Raw genomic sequence first — 3,709 nt, forward strand, 5'->3', positions numbered from 1 at the left:
ATTTCCTACCATGTTACTGCAGTCACTTTATCCTGGAATTATAGCAGTTAAAAACGTTAACTCCAGTGCTTACAGTAGCTATCTACAGCGCCTTTTTGACAGCATGGCGGTTTCTTCCTGGCTTTTTGCCCTGCCTTTGTGCCTATTTTCAAACACCGTGATAACGCTGCTATATGGAAAGGCCTATGCAGGTGCTGCGATCGTTTTATCGGTTTATGTCATGTCTGGAATCTTTGTTATGGTCGGCCATGTGCGTGAGTATTGGGTGACTGTAGAAAATATTACCCGTTTATCACTCTACTCAACATCATTGGGAGCGTTGGTGAATATTATACTTAATCTCGTATTTATTCCACGATATGGTGCAGTTGGAGCTGCGTATGCAACCCTGTTTGCACTTGTTATTGCTAGTTATGCGATAAACCTTCTTAGTCGACAAACCAGGCATATTTTCAGGATGCAGACAAATGCCATTTTGCTCCTCCCCGCAATTCTTAGGCTAAGTAGGCGAGATGTTCTGAAGGATACTCAAGTTTAAGGATGTGTGTGATCCGTCTGGCAAGGAAGCTTATTGAACGCCTGGGGCGTCGTCGCACCTTGGAGAATGTCTGCCATTCAACGCACACACCGCGTTGTCTGCTTTGTTATGTGGTTGCCCCTTTTTTACATGGAGGAGAGCCGAATCCGGCGCATCAGAATCAGTGGCAGGCCCGTGAAATGGCACGGATTGTCGATTCGATGGGCTATTGCGTTGATGTTATCAACTATGACAACCTAAAGCCCAGCCTGAGACATGGCTATGATCTGCTGATTGACATCCACCCCGGTTTTGATCGCCCTTATTTGCCGTACCTGAATCAGGGCTGCCGGAAGATCGCTTATATCACCGGATCAAATCCGGTGGTTGCAAACCGGGCAGAATCTGACCGTCTGGATGATCTTTTTGCCAGAAGGGGGGTACGACTTGCTCCCCGGCGTCAGTCTGCCCCATTTCCGCCGGAGGTGCTGGAACGATTTAATGCCTTCTGCCTGATTGGGAATAAACAGACCCAGGATACGTATCATGATTTTCACCTGCCCAGAACCTTCCTGTTACCCAATACGGGGATTTCAGGAATGGCTCCAGAGGATACAAAACGATCACCCCTGAATTTCATGTTTCTTGCCAGTGGTGGTCAAGTTCATAAAGGCCTTGATCTGTTGCTTGAGATCTTTCCCCGCCATCCGGAGCTACACTTGTATGTCTGCAGCAGTTTTAAGGGCGAGCAGGATTTCTGCGAACTGTACTGTACCGAGCTGTTCAATACTCCCAATATTCATTCGGTTGGTTTTCTTGATATTACCTCAAGCCGTTTTCGTGACATTGCAAACTGCTGTGCATGGATGCTGCTCCCTTCCTGTGCGGAAGGTATGTCCGGCAGTGTCACGGCGGCCATGTCGGTTGGCTTGGTCCCGGTGGTAAGCAAGGCTTGTGGATTTGATGCTGATGATGCCACGGTCTTACCCGACTGCCGGATTAAGACTATTGAAAATATGGTGGTGGAACTCTCTCGCAAAACAGCACAGCAGCTGGCGGAACAGTCTCGTCGTGCCGTCATGATTGTTGAGCAACAGTATGCGCTGGAATGTTATTCCCGTTTGTTCAGGCAGGCCCTTGAGGAGACGTTACATGCTATGTAGTGTCTGCGATTCGGCTACTGTTCTGTTTGGAGAGGCCACGGTCTTGGCTCGGCACCAAGCTGTTTTTCTGCGTTGTCCCAAATGCGGAACTCTTGCCCTTGAGAACCCGCATTGGCTTAGTGAGGCATACAGTCAGGCCATCACCAGTTCTGATTTGGGGCTGGTTGCCCGTAATCTGGAACTGTCCAGGATAGTGAAGGTGCTGATCCGTCTGCTGTTCAACCCAGCAGGCCGGTTTCTTGATTATGCTGGCGGATACGGTTTGCTGGTTAGATTGATGCGAGATGCAGGGTTTGATTTTTACTGGCATGATCCCTATTGCACGAATCTATTTGCCAGCCAGTTTCGTCAGTCAACTGCAGGCGATGAGAGGTTTGAGCTGGTAACGGCTTTTGAAATGCTGGAACATCTGGAACTCCCGGTTCAGGCGTTTGACCGGATGTTCAGCTTTTCAGACAACATGCTCTGCACGACTCTGTTGTTGCCTGAACCGGCTCCAAAACCGCAAGAGTGGTGGTATTACGGTCTGGAACATGGTCAGCATATTACCTTCTATACCCGGCGGTCCCTTGAACTGATTGCGGAGCGTTTCGGGCGGAGATTTTACACAAACGGTTCCGGCATGCATCTGTTCTCTACACAACAACACTCGCAGCTGTTATTTGGTTTGCTTGCACGTCATAAAGTCGCTCGGTTGCTGGCACCCTGGCTTGGGAGACCCTCTCTTTTGCAGGCAGATTTTACACGGGCAACCGGATTAACGCTTGATAGGAGGAATAGTTGAAAAAAGCTCTTATTACCGGTATTGCCGGGCAAGATGGATCGTATCTGGCAGAGCTGTTACTGTTAAAGGGATATGAGGTGCATGGCGTTGTGCGTCGGATTGCCATTGAAGATAGCGAACATAAACTAAAAAATATCAGCCATCTGCTTGATCGTATCCAACTGCATGTGGCCTCTTTGGATAACGTGCTTTCGTTGATAAAGGTTGTGAGGACTATTGAACCTGATGAGTGCTACCATCTGGCCGCCTCAAGTTTTGTCAGCTATTCATTTGAAGATGAGATTTCAATCCTGAACAATAACATTGATAACACCCACTACCTGTTGGCAGCCTTGCGAGAGTTTGCTCCCTGTTGCAGAATCTATTTTGCCGGTACCAGTGAACTGTTTGGCTCGGTTGCCGTTGCTCCGCAGGATGAAACAACGCCTTTTAATCCCCGTTCAATTTATGGCATATCAAAGATGGCCAGTTACCATCTGGTTAAAAACTACCGCGATCAATACGGTCTTTTCAGTTGTGCCGGTATCCTTTATAACCACGAATCTCCGCGCCGGGGCTATGAATTTGTTACGCGAAAAATTGTTTCATCAGCCGTCAAGATCAAGCTTGGCCTCCAGAAAACCCTTGCACTTGGAAACCTTGACGCCCATCGGGATTGGGGCTATGCGCCTGATTATGTGCAGGCGATGTGGCTCATGCTGCAGGCGGATACCCCTGACGATTACGTTGTGGCCACCGGAGAAACCCATACGGTCAGGGAGTTTGTTGAGCTGGTATTTACCTTCCTTGATCTCGCCTATGAGGACTATGTGCAGGTTGATCCACAGTTCTTTCGGCCAACAGAAAAGGTGCGCCTTTGCGGTAATCCCCAAAAAATTGAATCTGTATTGGGGTGGAAGCGTACCGTCTGCCTTTCAGAGATTATTGCGGAGATGGTGACGGCAGAGTTGGCGCTTCATCGTCAGGGCTAAGGCTGGCTAACCGTGAATATAGGATTAAATGCCATAAGCTTTATACCTGGCCGGATGGGTGGGATGGAAACCTACCTTCGCAACCTGCTGCAGATGCTCAAGTGCCTTGATTCTGATCATCGTTACACCATCTTTTGTGATCAACGGTATGCCGCTGATCTGCCAACTGACCATGAACGTTTTTGTATCCGTCACCTGAACTATGCACGTCCCTCGTCTAACTGGTGGTTGCGTGGTGTTGGCCGCACTTTGTTCAAAACTGATATTTTAAAGC

The 3,709-nt window shown here is 48.6% G+C and carries 5 protein-coding genes; all 5 read left to right on the forward strand.

The genetic code is table 11. From position 1 onward, the window contains the following. On the forward strand, positions 1-538 hold a 538-nt coding region (locus tag OEL57_RS15175), incomplete at its 5' end, for a polysaccharide biosynthesis C-terminal domain-containing protein (RefSeq protein WP_300741613.1). 8 nt (positions 539-546) lie between these two features. Beyond that, positions 547-1,680, forward strand: coding sequence for a glycosyltransferase (locus OEL57_RS15180; RefSeq protein WP_300741614.1), 1,134 nt, complete (start codon positions 547-549; stop codon positions 1,678-1,680). Further along, a complete protein-coding gene (locus OEL57_RS15185) occupies positions 1,670-2,464 on the forward strand; it encodes a class I SAM-dependent methyltransferase (RefSeq protein ID WP_300741615.1) in 795 nt (264 codons plus the stop codon). Before OEL57_RS15180 ends, OEL57_RS15185 begins: the two co-directional genes overlap by 11 nt. After that, positions 2,461-3,435: a GDP-mannose 4,6-dehydratase gene (locus OEL57_RS15190; RefSeq protein WP_300741616.1), complete on the forward strand. Its 975-nt coding sequence runs from the start codon at positions 2,461-2,463 to the stop codon at positions 3,433-3,435. Before OEL57_RS15185 ends, OEL57_RS15190 begins: the two co-directional genes overlap by 4 nt. Before the next feature lie 63 nt (positions 3,436-3,498). Beyond that, positions 3,499-3,709: hypothetical protein (locus tag OEL57_RS15195; protein ID WP_300741617.1), on the forward strand; the 211-nt coding region annotated here is incomplete at its 3' end.

The sequence above is a fragment of the Trichlorobacter sp. genome, assembly GCF_030247655.1.
GTDB lineage: Bacteria > Desulfobacterota > Desulfuromonadia > Geobacterales > Pseudopelobacteraceae > Trichlorobacter.

Bases quoted from the DNA above. Each gene is read 5' to 3' on its own strand.
- OEL57_RS15185 (WP_300741615.1), top strand. From the start codon at position 1,670: ATGCTATGTAGTGTCTGCGATTCGGCTACTGTTCTGTTTGGAGAGGCC.